This is a genomic window from Rhizobium sp. 01L419 (genome assembly GCF_056400025.1).
In genome coordinates this window covers 122,896-144,706 of record NZ_JBFTSM010000005.1, presented here as the reverse complement: position 1 = coordinate 144,706, position 21,811 = coordinate 122,896, and the positions used below count along the sequence as shown (strand labels likewise).

19 protein-coding genes and 1 pseudogene are annotated in these 21,811 nt (G+C 60.6%); 15 read left to right on the top strand and 5 right to left on the bottom strand.

Translation table 11 applies throughout. The features are described from left to right. Window position 1: 1 nt before the first annotated feature. Together AC1DUP_RS12395 and AC1DUP_RS12390 are read right to left on the bottom strand one after the other, a co-directional pair. Window positions 2-496 (bottom strand): cupin domain-containing protein, encoded by a 495-nt coding sequence (locus AC1DUP_RS12395; protein ID WP_113295298.1) that lies wholly within the window; start codon window positions 494-496, stop codon window positions 2-4. Between the two features lie 121 nt (window positions 497-617). Continuing rightward, on the bottom strand, window positions 618-977 hold the full coding sequence (locus AC1DUP_RS12390) for a hypothetical protein (protein ID WP_113295299.1): 360 nt from the start codon (window positions 975-977) through the stop codon (window positions 618-620). 345 nt (window positions 978-1,322) lie between these two features. Between AC1DUP_RS12390 and ribH the strand changes: the two genes are divergently transcribed. The 3 genes from ribH (at window position 1,323) to AC1DUP_RS12375 (ending at window position 4,598) form a co-directional block, all read left to right on the top strand. Continuing rightward, a complete protein-coding gene (ribH, locus tag AC1DUP_RS12385) occupies window positions 1,323-1,778 on the top strand; it encodes a 6,7-dimethyl-8-ribityllumazine synthase (protein WP_113295300.1) in 456 nt (151 codons plus the stop codon). 3 nt (window positions 1,779-1,781) lie between these two features. Beyond that, window positions 1,782-2,264: a transcription antitermination factor NusB gene (gene nusB, locus AC1DUP_RS12380; RefSeq protein WP_113509124.1), complete on the top strand. Its 483-nt coding sequence runs from the start codon at window positions 1,782-1,784 to the stop codon at window positions 2,262-2,264. 195 nt (window positions 2,265-2,459) lie between these two features. Further along, window positions 2,460-4,598, top strand: a complete 2,139-nt coding sequence (locus AC1DUP_RS12375) for a sodium-translocating pyrophosphatase (RefSeq protein WP_477832786.1) — start codon at window positions 2,460-2,462, stop codon at window positions 4,596-4,598. A gap of 73 nt (window positions 4,599-4,671) precedes the next feature. Here the strand turns inward: AC1DUP_RS12375 and AC1DUP_RS12370 are convergent, their stop codons facing one another. After that, window positions 4,672-5,205, bottom strand: coding sequence for an outer membrane protein assembly factor BamE (locus AC1DUP_RS12370; protein ID WP_113295303.1), 534 nt, complete (start codon window positions 5,203-5,205; stop codon window positions 4,672-4,674). A 188-nt stretch (window positions 5,206-5,393) separates the two neighbouring features. On the opposite strand from AC1DUP_RS12370, the pseudogene AC1DUP_RS12365 reads away from it, so the two are divergent. The 6 genes and pseudogenes from AC1DUP_RS12365 to AC1DUP_RS12340 all read left to right on the top strand — a co-directional run bounded on the left by AC1DUP_RS12365 (window position 5,394) and on the right by AC1DUP_RS12340 (window position 9,824). Then, window positions 5,394-5,985 (top strand): annotated as a pseudogene (locus AC1DUP_RS12365) (ubiquinol-cytochrome C chaperone family protein). Between the two features lie 11 nt (window positions 5,986-5,996). Further along, a complete protein-coding gene (locus tag AC1DUP_RS12360) occupies window positions 5,997-6,551 on the top strand; it encodes a DUF177 domain-containing protein (RefSeq protein WP_115035359.1) in 555 nt (184 codons plus the stop codon). A 101-nt stretch (window positions 6,552-6,652) separates the two neighbouring features. Beyond that, complete coding sequence (gene plsX / locus AC1DUP_RS12355) at window positions 6,653-7,699, top strand: phosphate acyltransferase PlsX (RefSeq protein WP_113295306.1); 1,047 nt, start codon at window positions 6,653-6,655, stop codon at window positions 7,697-7,699. A 19-nt stretch (window positions 7,700-7,718) separates the two neighbouring features. Then, window positions 7,719-8,690: a beta-ketoacyl-ACP synthase III gene (locus AC1DUP_RS12350; protein ID WP_477832785.1), complete on the top strand. Its 972-nt coding sequence runs from the start codon at window positions 7,719-7,721 to the stop codon at window positions 8,688-8,690. A 106-nt stretch (window positions 8,691-8,796) separates the two neighbouring features. Continuing rightward, on the top strand, window positions 8,797-9,135 hold the full coding sequence (locus tag AC1DUP_RS12345; RefSeq protein WP_007819963.1) for an integration host factor subunit alpha: 339 nt from the start codon (window positions 8,797-8,799) through the stop codon (window positions 9,133-9,135). Between the two features lie 146 nt (window positions 9,136-9,281). Next, entirely contained in the window at window positions 9,282-9,824 is a 543-nt protein-coding gene (locus AC1DUP_RS12340; RefSeq protein ID WP_113295308.1) for a MerR family transcriptional regulator, read from the top strand. Here AC1DUP_RS12340 and AC1DUP_RS12335 read toward each other — a convergent pair. Continuing rightward, complete coding sequence (locus tag AC1DUP_RS12335) at window positions 9,821-10,201, bottom strand: response regulator (protein ID WP_477832784.1); 381 nt, start codon at window positions 10,199-10,201, stop codon at window positions 9,821-9,823. The genes AC1DUP_RS12340 and AC1DUP_RS12335 overlap by 4 nt on opposite strands. A gap of 193 nt (window positions 10,202-10,394) precedes the next feature. Here AC1DUP_RS12335 and AC1DUP_RS12330 point away from each other — a divergent pair, with 193 nt between their 5' ends. After that, entirely contained in the window at window positions 10,395-12,032 is a 1,638-nt protein-coding gene (locus AC1DUP_RS12330) for a response regulator (protein ID WP_477832783.1), read from the top strand. Window positions 12,033-12,065: 33 nt separating this feature from the next. Here the strand turns inward: AC1DUP_RS12330 and AC1DUP_RS12325 are convergent, their stop codons facing one another. Then, entirely contained in the window at window positions 12,066-12,386 is a 321-nt protein-coding gene (locus tag AC1DUP_RS12325) for a DUF1236 domain-containing protein (protein WP_113509128.1), read from the bottom strand. A 274-nt stretch (window positions 12,387-12,660) separates the two neighbouring features. Here AC1DUP_RS12325 and bcsN point away from each other — a divergent pair, with 274 nt between their 5' ends. The 5 genes from bcsN to AC1DUP_RS12300 are packed head-to-tail and all read left to right on the top strand — an operon-like array spanning window position 12,661 to window position 21,720. Further along, window positions 12,661-13,644 carry a cellulose biosynthesis protein BcsN gene (gene bcsN / locus AC1DUP_RS12320; RefSeq protein WP_477832782.1) on the top strand — a complete coding sequence of 328 codons (984 nt, stop codon included), beginning with the start codon at window positions 12,661-12,663 and terminating at the stop codon, window positions 13,642-13,644. 54 nt (window positions 13,645-13,698) lie between these two features. Beyond that, window positions 13,699-15,897: a UDP-forming cellulose synthase catalytic subunit gene (bcsA, locus tag AC1DUP_RS12315; protein WP_113295313.1), complete on the top strand. Its 2,199-nt coding sequence runs from the start codon at window positions 13,699-13,701 to the stop codon at window positions 15,895-15,897. Next, window positions 15,894-18,314 carry a cellulose biosynthesis cyclic di-GMP-binding regulatory protein BcsB gene (locus AC1DUP_RS12310; protein ID WP_477832781.1) on the top strand — a complete coding sequence of 807 codons (2,421 nt, stop codon included), beginning with the start codon at window positions 15,894-15,896 and terminating at the stop codon, window positions 18,312-18,314. The genes bcsA and AC1DUP_RS12310 overlap by 4 nt, the downstream gene beginning before the upstream one ends. Further along, entirely contained in the window at window positions 18,311-19,357 is a 1,047-nt protein-coding gene (locus tag AC1DUP_RS12305) for a family 8 glycosyl hydrolase (RefSeq protein WP_477832780.1), read from the top strand. The genes AC1DUP_RS12310 and AC1DUP_RS12305 overlap by 4 nt, the downstream gene beginning before the upstream one ends. Continuing rightward, window positions 19,354-21,720, top strand: coding sequence for a cellulose synthase (locus tag AC1DUP_RS12300; RefSeq protein WP_477832887.1), 2,367 nt, complete (start codon window positions 19,354-19,356; stop codon window positions 21,718-21,720). The genes AC1DUP_RS12305 and AC1DUP_RS12300 overlap by 4 nt, the downstream gene beginning before the upstream one ends. The last annotated feature ends 91 nt before the right edge of the window (window positions 21,721-21,811 follow it).

Here is a 21,811-nt window from a genome sequence, read left to right as displayed (position 1 = left end):
TTCAGAGGCCGGGTTCGCCGTCCCAGTAATCGAGCGCATTTTCTCCCCGGCCGATATGGTCGAAGGAGCTTCCTTCGCGGTTGGTCTTGGCGAGAAACTTGCCGGAATCGGGATATTCGCAGATCTCGGTCTTCGCCTTGGTCGACAGGCCGAAATAGATGAGCGGCGTTGATCCGGTATTGATTATCTGATGCGCCGTTTCCGGCCCGCCTGCGGGCGCGCCCAGCACGTCGCCCTTCTTGATCGCATAGCGCTGGTCGCCGAAACGATATTCGCCCGTGCCCTCGATGATATAGAAGAGCTCGTCCTCGACATGATGATTATGGAAGGGGCAACCGGATTTGCCGGGCGGCACTTCGCTGTAGCTGATGCCGAGATTGGTGAGACCCAGGTGTTTTCCGAACGAAGTGTCGCGGCTTTCGAAAAGCCGTCCTCTCGTCCAATGCTCAAGGGGTAGGTCGGCCGTATTGATGACCGGCTTTGCATTCGTCGCCATAGGGTCCTCCGCTTTGGCGAGAAGACAACCCTATCCGGCGGAAAATGCAACAGAGATTTCCGGAAAAGGCGGCATGGGCGGTGAGGAGATCAGCCGCCCATGCCCGCCTTCCGTGGCAGCCTCAGCGAACGTAGAACGTAATGCTGCCGTCGGCTGCCTGTTCGGCGTTCACGACATTGCGGATATTGACACCATCACTGTTCAGCCTGTGTGCTAGCGACCTATTGGCGTCGATGGAGGCCTGTATGGCGTGGACAGCACTCTGGGAGCGCTGGAGGACGGAGCGCGGACCGGTGCTTTCGTCGTCGAGGTTGTGCCAGTCGTAGACGGGCTGGATGTCGAAGTCGTTGCCCTGGAAGGTGCGAAGGGTCTGTTCGATACCTTGGGCAGTATTCATGCCGAGGCTTTCAGCCCGGCTGACGCCGGCAAATGCAAGGGAGGAGAAAGCGGCGGCAATAGCGATTTTAGCAACGCGGTTCATGATAGTATCCTTTCGTCAGCTGGGACGGTCGGCTGTCGTTGCAGGGGATCGTCGGTGTTACGACAGGGATTTGGCGCTGCAGCATCGGCGTTTCAATGGCCTAAGCCACTGAAAACCAATTACAAATTGTTCATGAAATCCGCCTTGGAATTGCCGTTATTGCGGCACCCGGCTAAGCATGTTTTTTGCGTCGTTGCGCCTGACAATGTCTGCCTCTGCTATCCCATTGCAGATATTTCGTCTTTCCTTTAGAGCGCCACCCGAATTTGCTTGCCATTCGGACGAAGGCATGTTTTGACCGCGGCCTGCCCGAGTGGAAAATGCCCCTCCAAACGAAGGTGAACCATGCCGAAAGAGACCGCTCCCCATATTTTGATCGTCGAAGCACGCTTCTATGACGACATGGCTGATGCTCTTCTGGAAGGCGCGACCTTCGCGCTGGAAGAGGCGGGCGCTACTTGCGACGTCGTCACCGTGCCCGGCGCGCTGGAAATTCCGGCGGCGATTGCCATGGCGCTCGATGGCGCGGATAATGACGGCACGCAGTATGATGGTTTCGTTGCCCTCGGCATGGTCATCCGCGGCGAGACCTATCATTTCGACATCGTGTCGAACGAGTCCTCGCGCGCTCTTATGGATCTCGCTGTCAGCGAGTCCCTTGCCATTGGCAACGGTATCCTGACCGTCGAGAATGATGAACAGGCCTGGGTGCGCGTGCGCCGCTCGGAAAAGGACAAGGGCGGTTTCGCTGCCCGTGCAGCTCTCACCATGATCGAGCTGAAGAAGAAGTTGGGTGCATAAAGAATGACTGACGAAAATACCGAACGACCGGTCAAGGCTGCCAATCAGCGGGGCGCTGCGCGTCTTGCGGCTGTGCAGGCGCTTTATCAGATGGATATCGGCGGCACCGGCGTTCTGGAAATCGTGGCGGAATACGAGGCCCACCGCCTTGGACAGGAAATCGACGGCGCAACCTATCTGAAGGCTGACGCCGGCTGGTTCCGCTCGATCGTTTCTGGCGTCGTGCGCGACCAGCTTCGTCTGGATCCGCTGATCGCCTCCGCCTTGCAGGACGACTGGGCGCTATCGCGTCTGGACAGCACCGTCCGCGCCATCCTGCGCGCCGGCGTCTTCGAACTCGTCGAGCGCAAGGACGTGCCCGTCGCCGTTATCGTTACCGAATATGTCGAGATCGCCCGGGCCTTCTTCGACGATGATGAGCCGAAGCTCGTCAATGCTGTTCTGGACCGCATCGCCAAGCAGGTGCGCGGCGACCAGAAGAAATAGGCACTTAGCCGCCAAACGATCCCTCCCTTTGTTTCTGCGGAACTGCAAGGCTTTTGAAGTTTTGCAGTCTTGACGCGACGTTATCGACCACGCAATCTCCGCTCGCCTGCTGGGCGTTTCTATGGAGAGGAGTCGATTCAGCAGCATTCGTCGCCGGAGAAGGAGTGAGCTCCGGCTTATGGGAGGAAAGAGCGAATGACCATTCTTTTATTGGTAATCGCATGTGGCCTGCTCTCGGTGGTCTATGCCATCTGGGCAACCCGGTCGGTACTTGCTGCCGACCAGGGCAACAGCCGCATGCAGGAGATCGCGGGCTATATCCGCGAGGGCGCACAGGCTTATCTGACGCGTCAGTATAGAACCATTGCCATCGTAGGCATTGTTGTTTTCATTGCAGCATGGCTGCTTCTTTCCGCCACGGCCGCGATCGGGTTCCTGATCGGCGCCGTCCTCTCGGGTGCTGCCGGCTTCATCGGCATGCACGTTTCCGTCCGCGCCAATGTGCGCACCGCCCAGGCAGCATCCGCGAGCCTCAAGGCTGGCCTGGACATTGCCTTCAAGTCGGGCGCGATCACCGGCATGCTGGTGGCCGGCCTCGCACTGCTCGGCGTCTCCATCTATTATTACGTGCTGACCATCGTACTCGGACACGAGGCTGGCTCGCGTGAGGTCATTGACTCCCTCGTGGCGCTCGGCTTCGGCGCATCGCTGATTTCGATCTTCGCCCGTCTCGGCGGCGGCATCTTCACCAAGGGTGCAGATGTCGGCGGCGACCTCGTCGGCAAGGTAGAGGCCGGCATTCCGGAAGACGATCCGCGCAACCCGGCAACCATTGCCGATAACGTCGGTGACAACGTCGGCGATTGCGCCGGCATGGCGGCCGACCTTTTCGAGACCTACGCGGTGTCCGTCGTCGCCACGATGGTTCTTGCGTCAATCTTCTTTGCCGGCGCACCTATCCTGCAGTCGGCTATGATCTATCCGCTGGCAATCTGCGGCGCCTGCATCATCACCTCGATCATCGGCACCTTCTTCGTCAAGCTCGGCCCCAACGGTTCGATCATGGGCGCCCTCTACAAGGGGCTCATCGTCACTGGCCTTCTGTCGATCATCGGTCTTGGCGCAGCAACCTCGCTGACGGTTGGTTGGGGGTCGCTCGGTCAGGTCGCCGGCTTCGATGTCACCGGCACGAAGCTGTTCTTCTGCGGTCTCGTTGGCCTCGTCGTTACAGCGCTGATCGTCGTAATCACCGAATATTATACCGGCACCGGCAAGCGCCCGGTCGTCTCGATCGCCCAGGCATCGGTCACCGGCCACGGCACCAACGTCATCCAGGGCCTTGCAGTATCCCTGGAATCGACGGCACTTCCGGCAATCGTCATCGTCGGCGGCATTCTTGCCACCTATCAGCTCGGCGGTCTGTTCGGTACCGGTATTGCGGTCACAGCCATGCTTGGCATCGCCGGCATGATCGTAGCACTCGACGCTTTCGGACCGGTCACGGACAATGCCGGCGGCATCGCCGAAATGGCCCATCTACCACCAGAGGTACGCAAGTCCACTGATGCGCTTGATGCTGTCGGCAACACGACAAAGGCTGTTACCAAGGGCTACGCCATCGGTTCTGCTGGTCTCGGTGCGTTGGTTCTCTTCGCGGCCTATTCCTATGACCTCAAATATTTTGCGGCGAATGGCGACAAGTTTCCTTATTTTGCCGGCATCGGCGAAATTTCCTTCGATCTTTCCAACCCCTATGTGGTGGCGGGATTGATCTTCGGAGGTCTCATTCCCTACCTCTTCGGCGGGATCGCAATGACTGCCGTCGGCCGTGCCGCCGGTGCGATCGTCGAAGAAGTGCGCCGGCAATTCAAAGAAAAGCCAGGCATCATGCAGGGCACGGAAAAGCCTGATTACGGCAAGGCCGTCGATCTTCTGACCAAGGCTGCGATCCGCGAAATGATCATTCCGTCGCTGCTGCCGGTGCTGGCGCCCGTCGTGGTCTATTTCGGCGTGCTCGTCATCTCCGGCTCCAAGGCGTCGGCCTTTGCRGCACTTGGCGCATCGCTGCTCGGCGTCATCATCAACGGTCTCTTCGTCGCGATCTCGATGACCTCGGGCGGCGGCGCATGGGACAATGCCAAGAAGAGCTTCGAAGACGGCTTCGTCGACAAGGATGGTGTGCGCCACATGAAGGGTTCTGACGCGCACAAGGCGTCGGTGACGGGCGATACCGTCGGCGATCCCTACAAGGATACGGCCGGTCCCGCCGTCAACCCGGCGATCAAGATCACCAACATCGTGGCGTTGCTGCTGCTGGCGATTCTTGCGCATTAAGGCGCGTAAGCCAACAAAACAAGAAACCCGCCGGAGCGATCCGGCGGGTTTTCCGTGTGAGAAACAGCTTGCCTTAACGCAGGCTGGACGGGTTCTGCGGCGTGCCGCCGGCACCGCCACCGAACAGGCTCTTGGCCGCATTCGCCGCGCTGCCGCCGGACAGCATCTGCTGCAGGAAGGTGAGTTCGCGGCCACCGGTCGGCGTGACGCGGGCAATCGTGTCGAATACCTTGCCGTCCTGCAGGGTATAGTTGGCGCGGCGGGTCACGACGCCGTCCTTGTCGAAATAGATGGCGAGAATGCTCTGCTCAGTGACGCGCAGCTTCTGGTAGGCCATCGAGCGCTGTCGGCGCTGCGAGATGTAATAGAAGACTTCGCCGTCGAAGGTTGCCGTCGTGGATGGCGTACCGAGCGACAGCAGCACCTGCTCGCGGCTAGAACCCTCGGGCACCAGCGCCAGCGACTGCTCATCGACGATATACCCCCCGTTCAGCACGGTGCTCGTCTGGCAGCTTGAGAGGGCGGTGGCGGAGGCGATTACGATGGCAATGGCCGCATTGCTGAAGAATTTCACGTCTGACTTGAAATACCGTTTCTTCAACGACATCTACTCCCTTGAGTATCGATAGCAGCCATTCCAAACACTGCGTGCTTCCTCCTGCAAAACCATTGTGGCCATTCCGGGGTCGAATTTTCCCGATCCGCCTCTTTGTCCACCGAAGCGCAGCTGTCCCGAAACCAGCCACGAACAGCATTGCAATTCGCGCCTGCTTCGGTAAACCAGCTTTCGAAATCATGCAACAAGGCCCGGTGCCGCTCGGCGCCAAGAATGCGGCATTTCCGGAAAAAACAAATGATCTTCGGGCTCTTCGGTAAGAGAAACAGCAACCAGGCCATCGTCGAGCGGCAATACGCGGCACTGACGGCCGCTGCCCGCATGCCGGAGCTCTATGAACGCCTTGACGTGCCCGATACCGTCATGGGCCGCTTCGAGATGCTGTCGATTGCCATGATCCTGTTTTTCCGCCGCACCCGCGCATCGGGGACGAGCGGCCAGGAGATCGCCCAGGAAATCGTCGATGCATTCTTTCAGGATATCGACTATTCGATTCGCGAACTCGGTATCGGCGACAATAGCGTGCCGAAGCGCATGAAGAAGCTCGCGGGCATGTTCTATGGCCGGCTTGAAGCCTATTCGAAGGCGATGGATGCCGGTGATGTGGCGGCTCTTTCCGCGGCACTCCAGCGCAATATCTATCCCGAAACCGCCGGGGCTGCCGACATGAGCGGGCTGGCGCATTGGATGATGGCGGCGGAAGCCCACCTGTCGGCCATTCCCGAAGAGGCGATCTCCACCGGCTCGGCGACGATTCCGCAGGTCGCCTGAGGAGCAAGACCATGAAGAACGATCACAACGAGATTCCTTTTTCCTATCCTGTAAAGGTCGGCCACATTTCCGCTAACCCGGTTGAGGTCCGCGTGAGCGCCGACAAGGACGAGCTGAAGGCCTTGGCCGAAAGCTGGAACGTCGTGTCGGTGGACGATCTCCACGCGGATCTGCAGATCAACAGGTGGAAGCGCGACGGCATACGCGTCAAGGGACGCGTGCAGGCGAAGATCGTTCAGTCCTGCATCGTTACCCTCGAGCCTGTCGAATCCAGGATCGATGAGACGTTTGAGCAGATCTTCGTTCCGGAAAATTCCAAGCTCGCGCGCCATCCGGCCAATGATGCCGGTGAAATGATACTGGATCCTGACGGTCCGGATCTTCCGCAGACCTTCGTCGGCGATACGATCGATGCCGGCGAGATCGTTGCGGAATTCGCCGCACTCGCCATCGATCCTTATCCGCGCAAGGAAGGCGTGGAGTTCGAGGGTCATATCGAGGACACCGGTGAAAATGACCGGAAGCCTTCCGCATTTGCCGCGCTTAAGGACTGGAAAAAGGACTGAAGCATCCCCGGCATTTGCCACAATTCAGTTGTAAGCGACGCCAAAACCGGTATTTTGGCCGAAATTTCGTCCTGGAGGCGAAAGAGAAGGATCAGGGACGCGTGATCAGAATATCTCTCGACCTCATGGGTGGCGACTTTGGTCCCCAGGTTGTCATCCCTGGCGCCGCCAAGGCGCTGGACAGGCACCCGGATATTTCCTTCGTCTTCTACGGTATCAAGGAACAGTGCGAGCCGGTTCTGGCGAAGTTTCCCAAGCTCAGGGAAAAGTCGACTTTTCATGATTGCGAACTTGCCGTCAGCATGGAGGAGAAGCCCAGCCAGGCGCTTCGCCGCGGCCGCTATATCTCCAGCATGTGGCGCACTATCGAAGCGGTGAAGTCGGGCGAGGCCGATGTCGCCGTTTCCGCCGGCAACACCGGCGCGCTCATGGCCATGGCAAAGTTTTGTCTTCGCACGATGGCCAATATAGAACGCCCGGCGATCGCCGCCATCTGGCCGACGATGAAGGGCGAAAGCATCGTGCTCGACGTTGGCGCCACGATCGGCGCCGATTCGCAGCAGTTGATGGATTTCGCGCTCATGGGCGGCGCGATGGCACGCGCGCTCTTCGAGTTGGAGCGCCCGACCGTCGGCCTGCTGAATGTCGGCGTCGAGGAAATCAAGGGCCAGGAAGAGGTCAAGGAGGCCGGTCGCCTGCTGCGCGAAGCCAATCTCGATTCGCTCGAATATTCCGGCTTCGTCGAAGGTGACGATCTTGGCAAGGGCACAGTCGACGTCGTGGTGGTGGAAGGCTTTTCGGGCAATATCGCGCTGAAGGCCGCCGAAGGCACAGCCCGGCAGATCGGCGCCTATCTGCGTGCTGCAATGTCGCGCACGCTGCTTGCTCGCATCGGCTATCTCTTCGCCAAGAGCGCTTTCGACATGCTGCGCGAGAAGCTTGATCCGAGCAAGGTCAACGGCGGCGTCTTCCTTGGCCTGAACGGTATCGTCATCAAGAGCCATGGCGGAGCGAATGCCGAAGGCATAGCCGCGGCCATCGAAGTCGGCTATGACATGGCCAAGAATGGCCTGACCCAGAAAATAGAAAACGATCTCAAAAAATATCATGCCAAGCGGCTGCCCCCTATGGGGCCGGAAGCCGCGTGAGCGACGGGGTTCAAGCAATATGATCCGATCAGTGGTTCGTGGCTTCGGAGCTGCACTGCCGAAACGCGTGATGACCAATCGCGAAATGGAAGGTGTCGTCGACACGTCGGACGAATGGATCGTCCAGCGTACCGGCATCCGGCAGCGTTACATTGCCGGCGATGACGAAACGACGGCGTCGCTCGGCGAGGCGGCAGCGCGTGCCGCGCTCGCAAATGGCGGGCTGACGCCTGGTGATATCGATATGATCATCTGTGCCACCTCGACGCCTGATAACACCTTCCCGGCGACATCAGTCAACATCCAGAATCGTCTCGGCATGGCGCATGGCTTTGCCTTCGACGTTCAGGCCGTCTGCACGGGTTTCGTCTATGCGGTGACGACGGCCGACGCCTATATCCGTGGCGGTCTTGCCAAGCGCGTACTCGTCATCGGTGCTGAGACCTTCTCCCGCATCCTCGACTGGAATGACCGCACGACATGCGTGCTTTTCGGAGACGGCGCAGGCGCGATCGTGCTGGAAGCAGCCGAAGGCGAGGGGACGACGGCAGACCGTGGCGTGCTGACCGCGCATCTGCGCTCCGACGGTTCGCATAAGGAAAAACTCTACGTCGATGGCGGTCCGTCCTCGACGGGTACGGTCGGCAAGCTGCGCATGGAGGGCCGCGAGGTCTTCAAATATGCCGTGGGCATGATTACCGACGTCATCAAGGCGGCCTTCGATTCGACCGGAACGACCTCTGATGATCTCGACTGGCTGGTCCCCCACCAAGCCAATCGCCGCATCATCGACGGTTCGGCGAAGAAGCTGAACATTGCCCCGGAAAAGGTTGTCATTACCGTCGATCTTCACGGCAATACGTCCGCTGCCTCCATTCCGCTGGCGCTTGCGACGGCTGCAGGCGACGGACGCATCAAGAAGGGCGACCTCGTGATGCTGGAAGCCATGGGCGGCGGCTTCACCTGGGGCGCCGTTTTGCTGCGCTGGTAGGCACAAATCCTAAAAAACTGGCGGCGAACAAGAGCTTGACCGTAAGGCGCAAGACAAATACTCTTTGCTCGCTTTCACAAAATAATTTCTATTGGGCGGGGAAACCATGACCGGAAAGACAGTGACGCGAGCAGACCTGGCGGAATCCGTTTTTCGCAAGGTCGGTCTCTCCCGGACAGAATCTGCTGAGCTGGTCGAAACGGTTATCGACGAGATTTGCAACGCCATCGTGCGCGGCGAAACCGTCAAACTTTCCTCCTTCGCGACCTTCCAGGTGCGTGACAAGAACGAGCGTATCGGGCGCAACCCGAAGACCGGCGAGGAAGTTCCGATTTCGCCCCGCCGCGTCATGACCTTCAAGGCTTCGAATGTGCTTAAGACGCGCATTCTCAAGTCCCATGTTGCCCGGAAGGGCAAAACCAAGCCGCAGAACCCGGCTGCCTGATCATTTTTCCCGCTGAACGGAACTTTTTTTGCCGCGTAGCTCCTCCTGCTGTGCGCAACGCGAAGACGTGACTTGAATTCTCGGCTCCAAACCGTTGAAATGTGATGAGTCGCCGTTTGGATCGATCCGCGAGGTCGCGTAGCAGTATGACGTTGGACAAGAGCCCGGATGCCTTTCGCACCATCAGCGAAGTTGCTGATGATCTCGACTTGCCGCAGCATGTGCTGCGCTTTTGGGAAACCCGCTTTCCACAGATAAAGCCGATGAAGCGTGGCGGTGGCCGGCGTTATTACCGGCCGGAGGATGTCGATCTTTTGAAAGGCATCCGCCATCTGCTCTACGATCACGGTTATACGATCAAGGGCGTACAGAAGCTCTTGAAGACCAACGGCAACAAGTTTGTCGTCGCGGTCGGTCACGGCGATCTTGCAAGCGTCGAATCACTCTCGGCCGGCGTGAACGATACCGCCGCAGGGGAACCGCGCATCGCCATGGCGGAAGAGGACCAGATCGTTGGCCGCGCCAAGCCGCCGATCACGCGCCGCTTCTTCAATTTCGTCAGCGGCGAGGACGATCAGCCGGAAATCTCGGTCGGCAAGTCGAGTGTCGGCAAGGAGGATCGTGCGCTTCTCCAGGAGGCGCTTTACGATCTTCTGGAATGCAAGCGTCTGCTCGATCAGGTGCGTTAGAGCCTTTCCTGGTCAGAATGCTTGAGGCTGGCTCTGGCAGCCGCTAGGCCTTTCAGCGCTTTTTCGAGATCGGAGAGCCGGAACGGTTTTTGCAGGACAGGCTGGCTTGAATTGCTGCCTTCGGGCGCGCTGCCATATCCCGTCGCAAAGACATAGGGCTTGCCGAGCGCCTCAAGCAGCTTTGCGATCGGTAGCGAGCTCTTTCCGGCCAACGAGACGTCGAGGATAGCCGCGTCGAATTCCTTGTTCTGGACCGCATCGAGCGCGTGCTCCAGATCCGGAACGCTGGCGCTGACGCTGTAGCCGAGATCCTCCAGCATCTCCTCAAGCAGCATGGCGATCAGCGCGTCGTCTTCGACGATGAATATGTCTTTCATGGTCCCGTCCACCCTTTACCCTTGCGTAGGCCCGTGTCAGGCCCCTTGCGGGGGATCACGGCTTATCTGTCCCGAGCCGGCTGCTCGTCAAGGCTGGGGAGCCAGCGATGCGAGAAACAGCGTATTGCCCGGCCGGATTCGATATGCAAAAGCTGGGGTACCGTTTTCGTAACGGATGGGAAGAGGCTGGAAAATGGATTTGTTGAGCGCCACGGACTGGCTGCGTCAAAGGCCGGGCTTGACCTATCCGCTCGCCGTCGCCGTTGTCGCGCTCACCTTTCTGACGCGTCTTGCCGCCGGCGATTATCTCTCAGGGTTTCCCTTTCTGAGCTTCCTGCCGGCCGTCCTGATCGCAAGCTTCATCGGCGGCGCCGGGCCAGGTGCGGTTGCTGCTGTCCTGGCGGGCTTCCTTGTCCAGCAGTTCTTCGTCGTGCCGCATAACGTCTTCTGGCCCGTCACCTTTGGCCAATGGATCGGTCTGTCGACCTTCATCGTCAACGCATTCATCATCGTCGGACTGATGCAGGCGATCATCGTCTCGCATGGCCGGCAGGGGCATCTGCGGGAAGCGCTCAACGATTTCAATACAAGGCTGGAAGAGACAGTCACTCAGCGCACCGCCGAACTCAAGCGCGAGATGGAGGAGCATGCCGCTGCCCAGGCGCAAGTGCGTCAGTTGCAGAAGATGGAAACTATCGGCCAGCTGACCGGCGGCGTTGCCCACGATTTCAACAACATGCTGGCGATCATCATCGGCAGCCTCGATCTTGCTCAGCGCCGGTTGAACGGCAAGGAGGATCCACGCCTCCTGAATTCGATCCAGAGTGCCAGGGACGGCGCGCAGCGGGCGGCGGTGTTGACCGCGCGCCTGCTCGCCTTTTCGCGCCGGCAGCCGCTGGCACCCGAGGTGACAGACGCCAATAAGCTGGTCGGTGGCATGTCGGAACTGCTGCGCCGGACGCTGGGCGAGCAGATCAGGATTGAGACGGTTCTAGCCGGTGGCCTCTGGCCGACATTTGCGGATTTGAGCCAGCTCGAAAACGCCATCCTCAATCTCTCGGTCAATGCCCGCGACGCCATGTCTGATGGCGGACATCTGACGATCGAAACGGCTAATACCGAACTGGACGACCGCTACGCCCGTACGCACCACGAGGTCGAGGCCGGCCAATATGTGATGATCAGCATCACCGATACCGGCACCGGCATGTCGCCCGAGGTTCTGGAACGCGCCTTCGATCCCTTCTACACCACGAAAGGTCCGGGAAAAGGGACTGGCCTCGGCCTCAGCCAAGTCTATGGCTACGTCAAGCAGAGCAAGGGACACATCAAGATCTATTCCGAGATCGACCGCGGCACGACGGTGAAGATCTATCTCCCGCGCTATGTCGGTTCCGGTGACGCACGTTTTGCGGCGACATCGATGGCGCCGATCCCGCAGGGAAGCGTCGAGGATACCGTCCTTGTCGTGGAGGATGACGAGAGCGTGCGGGAGATGACGGCCGAAAGCCTGCGCGAGCTCGGTTATAGCGTGCTGCAGGCTGCCGGCGGCCCCGAGGCGTTGGAGATTCTGGAGACCGAGCGCGTCGATCTCATCTTCACCGATATCGTGATGCCGCAGATGAACGGCCGCCAGCTTGCCGATACCGTCATGGAAAAGTGGCCGGATATCCGGATACTCTACACGACCGGCTATACCCGCAACGCCATTGTTCATAATGGTGTACTGGACCATGGCGTCTCGCTGCTTGCCAAACCCTTCAGCCTGGAGCAGCTCGCGCACAAGGTACGCGAGGTGCTGAACAGCAAGCCTCCCGCAGAACAGGCGTGAGGCCCGGGAAGAACCTCACGCCTTGCAGACAGCCTATTCCAGAACCTGAATGATACGGTGTGTCTGCGGCTCGACGATCACCCGGCGTTCATTGATGACGGTATAGCCATAGCCGTCGATATTCGGCACCGTATGGACTTCCACGGTATTGGGAAGCGTCGCGCCGACGGCTATATCGCCGTCATAGACGACGGAGGGAGCGCTCTGTTCCATCACATAGGTGCGTACTTCGCCCGGAAGAACGACGGTCGAACCGGTCGGCGCCGGATCGGTTACGATGACGGTGCTCTGCGCGAAGGCGGCAGAGCTTAGGGTCAGCATGAGGGCGGCCGCGGCCAGCATGGTTTTGCGCATGGATATTCTCCTTTTCCTACCCAGACATCGGAGAGAACGCCTGCCATGCTTCATGGTTCCGACCGCGAAACGCGGCGCAAGGTCGAAAGTTACGCTCGCAGAGGTAGAGTTTTTGTAAGCTCTACCCGATAAAACTGTTGGCGAGCTATTGACCATTTGTTAACCATAAGCATCGTTTATTCCTAATGAACGACATAGGGGTTGTTGATTCGCAAATTCGTCGCGCTTTGTCCCTTCAGACAAAGATTAAAAATACGATAGCAACGGCCAGGACATGCATTTTCCGAAGACGATATCGGTGGTGGCCATTGCGGCCATGATAGCCGGCTGCACGTCGACAGGTGGAGTGCGTCGGCCGGTCGGGCCTGAGGCCGTAGAGCCGGAAAAGGCACTTGTCCTGCCGCCTCCGGGCGGTCCGTCGATCGTCAGCGTCGTTGAGCGAAAGCGCGGAAATGGCGTGGAGCAGACGATATCGCTCTTCACCTCCTCGTCGGTTCAGGGCCAGAATTTCCTGAAAGCGCAGTTTCTCGGCGCGTCCGGCGCCAATCCCGGCGTCAGCAGCGATTCCTACCGGATGATCCGGGAGGGGGATATTGCCCGTGAGATGGCGCGCTCGGTTCCCGGCGTTCCGATGGCAACGTCAGCCACCTTCCTGCAGAACAGCTACGGTCCCTTCGGTTACGCCTCTGGTCAGAGTCGCGGCGGCGATACCTGCATTTACGCCTGGCAGCAGATCCGCTCCAGCCAGGCGGCGCACACGCAGGCACGCAACTTCGGCATGATCCAGCTCCGCCTGCGACTTTGTGATGCCCGCGCCACCGAGCGCCAGCTTCTCGCAATCGTCTACGGCTACACCGTTACCGGCACTTTCGATGGTGATATCTGGAATCCCTATGGCGCTCCGCCGCCGGCCAATCCGGCACTCGGTCAGACCGGCGCGCCGATCTATCCGGACGAGGGTGGTTATCGCCCGAACTCCATGCCGATCGGCTACGAGCCCGCTCCGGCCGCGATCCGCCAGCCACGAGCCGTAACCGTACGCCGCGTGCAGGGCCAGCCATCACATGCCGCCCCGGTTCTGCAGCCGCCCGTTGGTCCCCGCGTGCCGCTGCCGACTGACGACACGCAAACGAATGCGATAGAGCCGCCGGCAGAGGCGCCGGCACCGATCGAACAAACGGCAAGGCCGATCGGTGTGACCGTGCCTTCGCCTGATTGTATAGGCGATGCGGCCATGACGGTCGCCTGCCGGAAATAGCAACATGCCCGATGCGCCGATGCGCAGCGGTCGTGTCATTTCGAAGGAACGTCCATGCGTAAGGCTGGCAGTATTGTCATATGGGCTGTGGTGTCGCTTTGTGTGATCGCCTTGGTCACATTGCCCGTCAATCTGCAGACCCAGCTCATCGCCAGCATCACCGTCGTCACGGTCATGGCCCTCATCAAGGTGTTGAAGGGGGAGGGCACATGGCGCCTCGTGGCGCTTGCCTTCGGTACGTCCATCGTGCTGCGCTATGTCTACTGGCGCACGACCAATACGCTGCCGCCGGTCAACCAGCTCGCAAACTTCATTCCCGGTCTGCTGCTCTATCTCGCCGAAATGTACAGCGTGATGATGTTGGCGCTGTCGCTCTTCATTGTCGCGACCCCGCTGCCGTCGCGTCCCTCGCGCGCCGGCAAGCTCGAGCGCTTCCCCCATGTCGATGTCTTCGTACCGTCCTATAACGAGGATGCCGGCCTGCTTGCCAATACACTTGCCGCCGCCAAGGCGATGGATTATCCGGCCGATAAGCTGCACGTCTGGTTGCTGGACGACGGCGGCACATTGCAGAAGCGCAATTCCGGCAAGCTGATCGAAGCCCAGGCCGCTGCGGCCCGCCATTCCGAGCTCAAGCAGCTCTGCATCGATCTCGACGTCAATTACCTGACGCGCGACCGCAACGAACACGCCAAGGCCGGCAACCTCAACAACGGCATGCAGCATTCGAACGGCGAACTGATCGCCGTTTTCGACGCCGACCATGCGCCGGCGCGCGACTTCCTGCTGGAGACGGTCGGCTATTTCGACGACGACCCGAAGCTTTTCCTCGTCCAGACGCCGCACTTCTTCATCAATCCGGACCCGCTGGAACGCAATCTGCGCACCTTCGACAAGATGCCGAGCGAGAATGAGATGTTCTACGGCATCATCCAGCGCGGCCTCGACAAATGGAACGCCGCCTTCTTCTGCGGCTCGGCAGCGGTATTGAGCCGCCGCGCACTGCAATCCACCAACGGCTTCAGCGGCATCAGCATCACCGAGGATTGCGAAACAGCACTTGCCCTTCACGGCGCCGGCTGGAACAGCATCTATCTCGACAAGCCGCTGATCGCCGGCCTGCAGCCGGCAACCTTCGCAAGCTTCATCGGCCAGCGCAGCCGCTGGGCGCAGGGCATGATGCAGATCCTGCGCTTCCGCTTCCCGCTGCTCAAGCGCGGTCTCACCCTGCCGCAGCGCTTCTGCTACATGTCCTCGTCGCTGTTCTGGCTCTTCCCGTTCCCGCGCACGATCTTCCTCTTCGCGCCGCTCTTCTATCTCTTCTTCGACCTGGAAATCTTCACGGCCTCCGGTGGCGAGTTCCTGGCCTATACGCTCGCTTACATGATCGTGAACCTGATGATGCAGAACTATCTCTATGGATCGTTCCGCTGGCCGTGGATTTCCGAACTCTACGAATATGTGCAGACGGTGCACCTGTTGCCGGCCGTCGTCTCGGTCATGCTCAATCCGCGCAAGCCGACCTTCAAGGTTACCGCCAAGGACGAATCCATCGCCGTCAGCCGCCTGTCGGAAATCAGCAGGCCCTTCTTCGTCATCTTTGCAGTGCAGATCATCGCTGTCGCGATCACCATCTACAAGATCTATGCCGAGCCCTATAAGGCGGACGTCACCCTCGTCGTCGGCGGCTGGAACATCATCAACCTCATCCTTGCCGGCTGCGCGCTCGGTGTGGTCTCGGAGCGCGGGGAGAGGGCATCTTCCCGCCGCGTGCGCGTCAATCGCCGCTGCGAATTCGGCGTCAACGACCAGTGGTACCCGGCCTCCATCGAGGACGTCTCTGTCCATGGCGCGCGCCTGCACATCTTCAACAAGCATTTCGATGCGGTGCAGGTCGGTGCGCTTGGCGAGATCCGCTTCCGGCCCTATAGCGGTGCCGACCTCGAAACCCTGCCGCTCATCGTGCGCAACATCGAACCGTCGGGCGATATCACCAATCTCGGCTGTCAGTACCAGCCGAAGAGCGCGCTGGATCACCGCCTGATCGCAGACCTGATCTTCGCCAACTCCGATCAGTGGACGCAGTTCCAGGCTTCTCGCCGTCGCAATCCCGGCCTCATCAGGGGCACCATCTGGTTCCTCGGCCTCTCGCTCTACCAGACGAGCCGTGGTCTGGTTTATTTCTTCCGAAGCATGCGGCCGGAGCGTGAAGAGCATCGACAGCAGCAGGCGGCAAAGGTGAACGCCGGATGAGAAAGCTCCTTGCTGCTTCCTTTCTTCTGGTCGGCACGTCGGTTCTCGCCTATGCGCAGACCGCGCCCTTCGATATGTCCGGCGAGCGTCCGGCGGGCACGGCGCCGGTCGTTCCGCGCCTGACCCTGCCTGCTCATCCTGTTCAACCGGCGCCGCCTCCCGCGCAGATCCAGGCACCCGCGCCGGCAACGCCTTCCGTCCCGGCGCAGGCCCAGCCGCAACCCTCCACGCCGCCTGCCGTCCGTCCCGTCGCAGCGGCTCCGCAGACCAGCGATTTCAAGCGCTATATCGTGCCCTTCTCCGAACTCGGCCTGAGTGGGGAATACGACCGCAGATCGTGGTCGATCTATCTGACGACGGAGGAGGCGGCGGCGAAAGCGCGGTTCACCTTCACCTATCAGAATGCCATCGTCGTCGCTCCCGAGGCGTCGCAGCTGACCGTGTTCATCAATAATCGTGCCATCGGCCAGCAGCAGGTTGGTTCGCCCGATAGCCCGTCGGCCGTCAGCTTCGAGGTTCCTGCGGACCTGCTGCAGCCCGGCGCCAACCTTATCACCTTCGAGGCCAACCAGCGCCACCGCACGGATTGCAGCGTCGATTCCACCTATGAACTCTGGTCGAACATCGATCCGGCCGGCACCTATCTGAGCTTTGCCGGCCGCGATGCCAGCCAGCTTTCCGGCACCGATGCTATCCGCGCCATCGGCGTCGATGGCACCGGGAAGACGCAATTCGATCTGGTGGTTCCGGCGATGGAACAGCCCGGTACCACCAAACCGCTTCTGCGTCTGGCGCAGGGCCTGTCGCTTCTGAGCGGAATGCCGAATCAGATCTTTGCCTTCAGCGCCGGCTCGCTGCCGGCAGGCGGCCCCGGCAAAATGTCGGTGCTCGTGGGCACCGCGGCGGAGCTGCGGCCGATCTTCCCCGGCCTTCCCCAGAGCGCTGAAAGCGCGCCATTTGCCGCCTTTGTGACCGACCCGGGCAGTGGTTCGCCTGTCCTGCTGATCAGCGGTCCATCCTGGCAGGCGGTTTCGACAGCGATCGATACCATCGTTTCTCCAACCGACCGTGCCCCTGAAATACGCCGCGACGTGCTGACCACGCAGCGCTGGACGGCGCCCGACGCGCCGCTGCTCTTTGCCGACACGCGCATTCCGCTTTCGCAGCTTGGAATACGCACCGTCGACTTTTCCGGCCGCCGCTTCCGCACCGGCTTCAATATCGCCGTACCGGCCGATTTCTATGCCAATGCCTATGGCGAGGCGAAAATCCTGCTCGATGCCGCCTATTCCAGCAAAGTGCTCCCCGGCAGCCATATCGACATCTATGTGAACGGCAACATCGCCTCCACCGTGCCGATTGCCACGACCAACGGCGGCATTTTCCGCCAGCTTCCGATCCGCGTGACCATGCGGCACTTCAAGCCTGGCCTGAATTCGATCGCCATCGAGGCAGTTTTGATGACCGAGGACGATGCGGCCTGCGTCCCCGGGGCGACGGCCTCGCAGGCGCCGCGCTTTGCACTTTTTGACACGTCCGAATTTCATATGCCGGATTTCGCCCGCGTCGGGCAGCGTCCGAATCTGGCGGCCATGACAGGCACCTCCTATCCCTACGGGCGCAATCCCGATCCGACGCCACTGTTTATCGACCGTACCGATGCCGACACGCTCTCGGCCGCGGCGACCCTGCTTGGTCAGCTCGCCATCATGGCCGGCCACCCGATCGCAATCGAAACCGTCGCCTCGCCGAGCGTAATCGGCGATCGCAATGCCATTTTCATCGGCTCGATTTCGCAGATGCCGGCAACGGCGCTCACGCAGGTCAATGTCGCAACGGCCAGCCAGGCTTCGTGGCGGCCGGTCACCGACCCGCAGCCGACCGAAATCGATAACGGCACGGCGCTGGAGGAATGGCGCTCACGCATCACCGGCGGCGCGCTGCAGGGCCACATAGAGGCGTTCCGCGAATGGCTGCGCCGCAACTTCGACATCACTGGCAGCTCACTGCAATTCATCCCAAATGCCGAACAGGTATTCACGCCGTCGGATGCGGCTACCTTGATGATCGCCCAGGGCAAGAGCCCGGACGGCGGCGGCGCCTGGACCGTCGTCACGGCGCCCTCGGCCAAAGATCTGCGCGAGGGGCTGAATGCGCTCACCGCCCAGATAAACTGGCCGCAGATATCGGGCCATATCACCACCTATTCCAGCCGAACCGGGAAGATCGAGAGCGTGCCGGTCACGCGCTTCGATTTCGTACCCACTGGGGGTTTGTCGATCGCCAACTATCGCCTGATCGCTGCCAACTGGTTGTCGACGAACATTCTTTCCTATTCCTTCCTGCTGGTGGTCCTGTCGCTTCTGATCGGCCTGGTCACATCAAGAATGCTCTTCAGGCTCGGCAGGTCGAAATGAGGGGCTGGGTCGTCACATTGCTGGCAGGTACGATGATGCTGGCGCTCGCCGGTGAGCGGGCCTTTGCCCAGCAGCCGCGGATCAGCGGTGAGGCGTGGGCCGCCTACAAGGCGAAGTTCCTCGATCCGAGCGGCCGCATCGTCGATAACGGCAACGGCAATATCAGCCATAGTGAAGGGCAGGGCTACGGCCTGCTGCTTGCCTATCTGGCCGCTAGCCCCGCCGATTTCGAGCAGATCTGGTACTTCACCCGTACCGAGCTGCTGCTGCGCGATGACGGCCTTGCCGTGTGGAAATGGGATCCGTCCGCCACGCCGCACGTGACAGACACCAACAATGCTTCTGATGGCGACATATTGATCGCCTATGCGCTTGCGCTGGCGGGTTCGGCCTGGAACCGGAGCGATTATATCGCTGCCGCCACCCGTATGGCACAATCGACGCTATCAGAAACCGTGGTCGATTTTGCCGGTCGCACGCTGCTGATGCCCGGTGCGGAAGGCTTCTCCGGCGCGGATCGCGACGACGGCCCCGTCATCAATCCGTCCTATTGGGTCTATGAAGCACTTCCCGTCATGGCAGCGCTTGCGCCGTCCGATCAATGGCAGAAACTCGCGGATGATGGCCTCTCGCTGCTCAAGTCCATGCAGTTTGGCCCGCGCAAGCTGCCCGCCGAATGGGTGAGCCTGAAGCGCCAGCCGCAGCCGGCCGAAGGTTTCGACGCCGATTTCGGCTACAACGCGATCCGTATCCCGCTCTATCTGGCACGAGGCGGCGTGACGGACAGGGCGCTGCTGACGCGCCTCAAAGAAGGCATTGCCGTAAACGGTGTGCCCGCCACTATCGACCTGACCACCGGGCGGCCGAAGACGTCGCTCTCTGATCCTGGTTATGAAATTGTTAACCACGTTGTGGCCTGTGTATTAGACGGAACGAAACTTCCTGCCGAAGCGCTGCAGTTTGCGCCCGCCTATTATTATCCATCAACGCTTCAGCTTCTGGGGCTGGCCTATGTCGGGGAGAAGCATCCAGAGTGTCTGTGAAATCTTCTCTCGTAGCGATCACGGCAGCAGCTTTGGTAGCGACACTGATCGCGGGGCTGAAAGACCGCGAAGCATTGCAGGAGCGTTTCGGCTTCGGTGGCAAAACCCCCGAACTCATGATGATGGGTCGCATCAAAGGGCCGGATACCCCTTCCAATCCGCCGATCGACGTACAGACCGTGGCGGAGCGAATCCAGGCCGCGACACAGGATAATTCCGCCGATCAGCCCCAGAGCTCATCCCAGACAAACTTGGCCCAAACGGCTCCGTCGCAGACAGCCCCGGCCCAGCAGCCGGCTCCGGTTCCGGTCGTCCCGCAGACCGCACCACCCGCAGCCCCTGCCAGTGCCACACCGGCCAATCCGCCGCCGACAGGCACGGCAGCAGGCCAGCAGCCGGTCGTCGATGAAAGCGCCCTTCGTTATTTTGCAAGCCGCGGCGACAAGGTTCGCCTGCAGGCGGAAATCTCCCGCCTTCAGGCGCTCTATCCGAACTGGGTGCCGCCCGCCGATCCGCTCGCCATTCCGCAAAATGGCGACCGGCAGCTCGAAAACATGTGGCAGCTCTATTCGGAAGGCCGCTACGCCGAGCTGCGCAGAGCGATTGCCGATCGTCAGACCACCGAAAGTGGCTGGCAGCCGCCCGCCGACCTGCTTGACCGCCTCGATGTCGCCGAATCCCGCGCCCGGCTGGTCAATGCCTCCGATCTCAAACAATATGCGACGGTCATCGATATCGCTGCCCAAACGCCGAGCCTGCTGACCTGCGCCGAGATAGACATGCTCTGGCGCGTTGCCGAAGCGTTCGTTGAGACAAACAGGCAGCAGCGTGGGCAGGATGCCTATACCTACATCCTGAAGAACTGCACCGACCCGGCCGAACGTGTGGCGACTGTCCAGAAGGCTGCCGCTCTTTTGCCATACGGTTCGATGCAGGCGCTGCTTTCCCTCGAAAAACCTGCGGATGCCAATGGTATCCGTGAATTCGACAGCCTGCGTGACGATCTTGCCCGCCGCTTTGTTGCCGATGGCAACGACGATGCCAAGCTGGAAGTCGCTGCCGATTATGTCTCCCGCGTCGAGAAGCTTGCCGGGCAACAATGGCTGGCCTCGGACGCACTGCTGCTCGGCTGGTATCACCTTCGCCGTAACAATGAGGCGGATGCCGAAAAATGGTTCCGCATGGCCCATGATAAACAGGATTCGGCCGTCGCTTCGCAGGGTCTGGCGCTGGCGCTTATCGCCCGCAAGTCACCGCAGGAAGCCGAGGACGTCATGTACAAATGGCGTGACGATTCCAAGGATGCGACCGCCACTTATCTTGCCGCAACCGCCAACCTGATGGCTTTGCAGCCGCCGGCCGATCTGAGCGAGGACGTGCTCGGCCGTATCGCTGCTGCGATCATCGAGCAGAAATATGTGCCGACGGCACAGCAGTTCGGCTGGTATGCCCGCTCTCTGAACCAGTTCCAGACGGCCGCTCGCTGGTTCGAGACGGGGCTGCGCTGGAAGCCGGATGACGAACCCTCAGCCTACGGCCTTGCCGTTACCCGCCAGCAGTTGAACGATCGTGCCGGGGTTGCCGAGATCCAGCGTCTCTGGGCCGGTCGTTCGACCCGTATCGCCACGCTCAACGATACGTCTGACGTCCCCCGTAGCAACGCTCCGTTACCGGCTCCTGGCTCTGCGACCGAGCCGGCGCCTGCAGTTCTGCCTGCTGCACCGCAGGTCCAGTCCGCGCCGACCGAACGCAACATGGCCCTCCAGCCGCAGACCGTTGCGCCAGCAAGGTCGACGCGAGTCATGCAGACGGTAGCGGTTGAGCGTGGTCCTCGCCAGCTACGCGGTTGCTCCACGACCATTGATCCGACCCGCCTCAGCCCCGGCGACGCGCTGACACGCGGCTGGTGTCTGATGGACATCAACAGGCCGATGGAAGCGGTGAAGGCTTTCGAAGCGGCGCTGGCAAGCCCTGTGCGCAAGGAGCGTGAGGATGCCGCCTACGGCCAGAGCCTTGCCTATCTGCGCGCCGGCCTTTCCAACAGTGCTGCAGTCGCGGCGACCAAGGCGCCGCAGAACCGCGACCGCGCTTCCGAACTGCAGGTGGCGATCCTTGCCGACCGCGCGCTTGCCGCCTTCGAAGGCCGCCGCTATCGCGAAGCGCTTATTTTTCTCGATCAGCGCGCCCAGTTGCAGCAGGAGCGCGTCGATCTCATGGTACTGCGTGGCTACAGCTACATGAACCTGAAGATGTATGGTGACGCCACGCGGATTTTCGAGGCTGCGGCTGCCACCGGTAATCGCGATGCCACACGCGGCCTTGCGGATGTGAGGAGCATTACCCATCCCGAAGTCAACGACTAAGGCGCGTCACGACCTTTTTCGATTCGCTTGCCCCGCTTTACGTCCTTGTTTTCCGCATGTCGTTGTCGCAAAACCGCTGCATACTTTTGCG

Excerpts from the sequence above, each read along its gene's own strand:
- nusB (WP_113509124.1), top strand. The coding sequence starts at position 1,782 with ATGACTGACGAAAATACCGAACGACCGGTCAAGGCTGCCAATCAGCGG.
- AC1DUP_RS12340 (WP_113295308.1), top strand. The coding sequence starts at position 9,282 with ATGACGTTGGACAAGAGCCCGGATGCCTTTCGCACCATCAGCGAAGTT.
- bcsN (WP_477832782.1), top strand. The coding sequence starts at position 12,661 with ATGCATTTTCCGAAGACGATATCGGTGGTGGCCATTGCGGCCATGATA.
- AC1DUP_RS12390 (WP_113295299.1), bottom strand. The coding sequence starts at position 977 with ATGAACCGCGTTGCTAAAATCGCTATTGCCGCCGCTTTCTCCTCCCTT.
- AC1DUP_RS12360 (WP_115035359.1), top strand. The coding sequence starts at position 5,997 with ATGAAGAACGATCACAACGAGATTCCTTTTTCCTATCCTGTAAAGGTC.
- AC1DUP_RS12370 (WP_113295303.1), bottom strand. The coding sequence starts at position 5,205 with ATGTCGTTGAAGAAACGGTATTTCAAGTCAGACGTGAAATTCTTCAGC.
- ribH (WP_113295300.1), top strand. The coding sequence starts at position 1,323 with ATGCCGAAAGAGACCGCTCCCCATATTTTGATCGTCGAAGCACGCTTC.
- AC1DUP_RS12330 (WP_477832783.1), top strand. The coding sequence starts at position 10,395 with ATGGATTTGTTGAGCGCCACGGACTGGCTGCGTCAAAGGCCGGGCTTG.
- AC1DUP_RS12395 (WP_113295298.1), bottom strand. The coding sequence starts at position 496 with ATGGCGACGAATGCAAAGCCGGTCATCAATACGGCCGACCTACCCCTT.
- AC1DUP_RS12345 (WP_007819963.1), top strand. The coding sequence starts at position 8,797 with ATGACCGGAAAGACAGTGACGCGAGCAGACCTGGCGGAATCCGTTTTT.
- AC1DUP_RS12350 (WP_477832785.1), top strand. The coding sequence starts at position 7,719 with ATGATCCGATCAGTGGTTCGTGGCTTCGGAGCTGCACTGCCGAAACGC.
- AC1DUP_RS12305 (WP_477832780.1), top strand. The coding sequence starts at position 18,311 with ATGAGGGGCTGGGTCGTCACATTGCTGGCAGGTACGATGATGCTGGCG.
- AC1DUP_RS12325 (WP_113509128.1), bottom strand. The coding sequence starts at position 12,386 with ATGCGCAAAACCATGCTGGCCGCGGCCGCCCTCATGCTGACCCTAAGC.
- bcsA (WP_113295313.1), top strand. The coding sequence starts at position 13,699 with ATGCGTAAGGCTGGCAGTATTGTCATATGGGCTGTGGTGTCGCTTTGT.
- AC1DUP_RS12310 (WP_477832781.1), top strand. The coding sequence starts at position 15,894 with ATGAGAAAGCTCCTTGCTGCTTCCTTTCTTCTGGTCGGCACGTCGGTT.
- AC1DUP_RS12335 (WP_477832784.1), bottom strand. The coding sequence starts at position 10,201 with ATGAAAGACATATTCATCGTCGAAGACGACGCGCTGATCGCCATGCTG.